This window comes from Phenylobacterium sp. (assembly GCF_035276905.1).
In the GTDB taxonomy this organism is placed as follows: Bacteria; Pseudomonadota; Alphaproteobacteria; order Caulobacterales; family Caulobacteraceae; genus Phenylobacterium.
Genome location: NZ_DATELG010000267.1, coordinates 1 through 3,351, shown reverse-complemented (window position 1 = coordinate 3,351; position 3,351 = coordinate 1). Strand labels below are relative to the sequence as shown.

Below are 3,351 nucleotides of genomic sequence, written 5' to 3'. Positions count from 1 at the left end.
GGAGACGACCACCCGGTCCGACCAGCGGCGCGCCTGGCGGACCGCATGCGTGACGAGCGGCGCGCCGCGGAACGGCCTGAGCGCCTTGCCGCCGCCCATGCGTCGGCCCTCGCCGCCGGCGAGGACGGCGACGACCAGAGTCGGGCTGAGGGCGGGGACCAGCGTCATACCCTCCCCAATGGCCCGGCGCGCCGTGCGCTTCCAGCGCAAACCGCTGGGCAAAAAAAACGCCGGACCCACGGGCCCGGCTGGCAGTCAAAGGGAGGTAACGCCCAGGATGGGCAGGGCTGAGATAGGCGCCGCCGGCGCCTGTTCAATGGCCAAGCTGGAAAATTTCTGAAAAAAGTTGCGAAGCCGACCGATGAAGCTGGAAGTTGCACCCCTGGAGAACGCCTTCGTCCGCCTCGCGCCGCTCGGCGAGGCGCACCGCGAGCCCCTGCGCGCCGCCTGCGCCGCCGATACCGAGATCTGGGCCGCGCTCTATCCCTATTCGATGGCGGGCGAGCATTTCGATCCGCGCTTCAACCAGCTGCTGACCGACGCCGGGCGCGGCCAGACCATGCCTTTCGCCGTGCTGGCGCGGGGGAAGGTGGTCGGGCTCAGCTGTTTCCTGGCGGTCGATCCGATCAACGCCTCGGTCGAGATCGGCGGCACCTACTATCGGCCGGACGTGCGCGGCGGGGTGGTGAACCCGGCGGCCAAGCGGCTGCTGTTCGGCCACGCCTTCGCCTGCGGCGCGCGCCGGGTGCAGCTCAAGGTCGACGCGCTCAACGCCCGCTCCTGCGCCGCGGTCCTGAAGCTGGGCGCCGTGCAGGAGGGGATCTTGCGCCAGGACCGCGTCACCTGGACGGGGCGCGTGCGCGACACGGTCTGCTTCTCGGTGCTGGCGGACGAGTGGCCGAGGGTGCGGGAGGGGCTGGATCGGCGATTGGCGCGGTAACGCCCCTTACTTCCCCCTCCTCGCCCGAAAGAAGCTGCGCAGCATCTGCGCGCTCTCCTCGGCCAGCACGCCGCCCACCACCTGCGGCCGCCAGTGGCAGGTGGGTTGGGCGAAGAACTGGGGGCCGTGGACGACGGCGCCGCCCTTGGGGTCGTCCGCCCCATAGACCAGGGCGCCGATGCGCGCATGGCTGATCGCGCCGGCGCACATGGCGCAGGGCTCCAGCGTCACCGCCAGCCCCAGGCCTGTCAGCCGGTAGTTGCCGAGCTTCGCAGCCGCCGCCCGGATCGCCACAATCTCGGCGTGGGCGGTGGGATCCTGCGCGCCGATCGGCTGGTTGGCGCCGGTGGCGATGACCTCTCCGGTGGCCGGATCGAACACGACGGCGCCCACCGGGGTCTCTCCGGCCAAGGCGGCGGCTTGCGCCGCTTCGAGGGCGATGCGCATGGTGCGCTGAATATGGTCCACGATCCGCACCGAACCGGCCGGCCTGCTTCCGGTCAAGCCCAGAGCGCCCAGGTTGGCCCCGCCGAGCCCGGCGGCGACCGCATCGCCAAGGCCCTGGCGCGCGCCGGCGTGGGCTCGCGCCGCGACGTCGAGCAGATGATCGCCGCCGGCCGCGTGGCGCTGAACGGCCGCGTGCTGACGACGCCGGCGGTCAAGGTCGAGCCGGGCGACATCCTCACCGTCGACGGCCAGGTGGTGAACGAGGCCGAGCCCGCACGCCTGTTCCGCTACCACAAGCCGGTCGGGCTGGTGACGACCCACAAGGACCCGCAGGGCCGACCGACCGTGTTCGAGGCCCTGCCGGCGGGCCTGCCGCGGCTGATCTCGGTCGGGCGCCTCGACCTCAATTCCGAGGGTCTCCTGCTCCTGACCAACGACGGCGGCCTGGCGCGCGGGCTGGAGCTGCCGGCCACCGCCATCCAGCGCCGCTACCGCGCCCGCGCTCACGGCCGGATCACCCAGGAGCGGCTCGACAGGCTGAAGGACGGGATCACCGTCGAGGGCGTGCGCTATGGCGCGATCGACGCGAAGCTCGACAAGGCCAAGGAGGGGCCCCAGGGCTCCAACCTCTGGATCACCGTCACCCTGGCCGAGGGCAAGAACCGCGAGGTCCGCCGGGTGCTGGAGGCGCTGGGACTGAAGGTCAACCGGCTGATTCGCCTTTCCTACGGCCCCTTCGCGCTCGGCACGCTGCAGGTGGGCGAGATCGAGGAGGTCGGGCCCAGGGTGATCCGCGAGCAGCTGGCCGAGCACATCGCGCCGGAGAACCTGCCCAAGGGCGACCGCCCGCAGTTCCACCGCGCCCAGACGCCGACCCCCGGCCGTCGCGCCCGGCCAGCGTTGGCCGGCGACGCCCCGCAACGCCGTTCAGGTGAGGCCCGCGCCGCCGCCGAGCCTGCGAAAAAGAAGACCTACAAGGCCGGCTGGGCCAAGCCGAAGCCCAAGGCCCGCGCCCACCCGCCGAAAAAGCCCGGCGCGCCGAAGCGCGGACGGTGAGGCCGCAAGGACTTTGTCCACGAACCACGCGAACGAGTGGCCGGGTCTGCAATGCAATGGCCGTCAGGTCTTTGAACCCGTTCGTGTAGTTCGTGGACAAATTAAGCCGAACCAACGGAGCAGCAGTGCGCATCGTATCCGGAGAATTCCGCGGCAAGGCGCTGGTTGCGCCTCAAGGCCAGACGACGCGGCCGACGTCGGATCGGGCGCGGCAGGCGATCTTCAACATCCTGGAGCACGCCGCCTGGTCGCACGGCGTACGCGACCTCCGCGTCATCGACCTTTTCGCGGGCTCCGGCGCGCTAGGCTTCGAGGCGCTGTCGCGCGGCGCGGCCTTCTGCCTCTTCGTCGAGACCGATGAAGCCGCCCGCGGCGCGATCCGCGAGAACGTCGACGCCATGGGCCTGTTCGGCCGCACCCGCGTCCATCGCCGGGACGCCGCCCAGCTGGGAGATCGTCCGGGTGCGGACGGTCCCGCGTTCGATCTCGCCTTCCTCGATCCGCCCTATGGCAAGGGCCTGGGCGAGACGGCGCTGGCGAAGCTCGCCGCCGGCGGCTGGCTGGCGCCCGGCGCGGTGGTGGTCTTCGAGCGCGGCGCCGACGAGGCGCCGCTGGTCTCGCCCGGCTACCAGGAACTGGACGGGCGCGACTACGGGGCCGCGCGGGTCTGGTTCTTGCGCTATTCAGGGACATAGGGAAACGGCGTTTCCCTATGTCCCTTAAGATTGTCACGCAGACTTCGCAAAAGGTTCATCGAACCCGCCCGCGCGGATAACGGCGCGTTAGCTTAACATACGGCAAGTCCTGCACGTCTTGTTGGAGTGCGGGATGACGCTTCTTCTCGATATCGCGCCCTATGCTGAACCGGTGACCGCCGACGTCGCCGGGCGCGAGATCTATAAGCGGTT

General features: G+C 70.6%; 5 protein-coding genes. 3 read left to right on the top strand and 2 right to left on the bottom strand.

Annotated elements, in window-relative coordinates; genetic code table 11:
• The coding region (locus VJS38_RS21010; protein WP_414692442.1) for an NTP transferase domain-containing protein at window positions 1-168 on the bottom strand (168 nt) is incomplete at its 3' end.
• Window positions 169-361: 193 nt separating this feature from the next.
• On the opposite strand from VJS38_RS21010, the gene VJS38_RS12490 reads away from it, so the two are divergent.
• Window positions 362-940, top strand: coding sequence for a GNAT family protein (locus VJS38_RS12490; RefSeq protein WP_324088473.1), 579 nt, complete (start codon window positions 362-364; stop codon window positions 938-940).
• 6 nt (window positions 941-946) lie between these two features.
• Here the strand turns inward: VJS38_RS12490 and VJS38_RS12485 are convergent, their stop codons facing one another.
• A complete protein-coding gene (locus VJS38_RS12485; protein WP_324088474.1) occupies window positions 947-1,387 on the bottom strand; it encodes a nucleoside deaminase in 441 nt (146 codons plus the stop codon).
• A 12-nt stretch (window positions 1,388-1,399) separates the two neighbouring features.
• Between VJS38_RS12485 and VJS38_RS12480 the strand changes: the two genes are divergently transcribed.
• Together VJS38_RS12480 and rsmD are read left to right on the top strand one after the other, a co-directional pair.
• A complete protein-coding gene (locus VJS38_RS12480; protein WP_324088472.1) occupies window positions 1,400-2,443 on the top strand; it encodes a pseudouridine synthase in 1,044 nt (347 codons plus the stop codon).
• A 125-nt stretch (window positions 2,444-2,568) separates the two neighbouring features.
• The gene (rsmD, locus tag VJS38_RS12475) at window positions 2,569-3,138 is read left to right on the top strand and encodes a 16S rRNA (guanine(966)-N(2))-methyltransferase RsmD (RefSeq protein WP_324088471.1); all 570 of its coding nucleotides are present in this window, start codon (window positions 2,569-2,571) and stop codon (window positions 3,136-3,138) included.
• The last annotated feature ends 213 nt before the right edge of the window (window positions 3,139-3,351 follow it).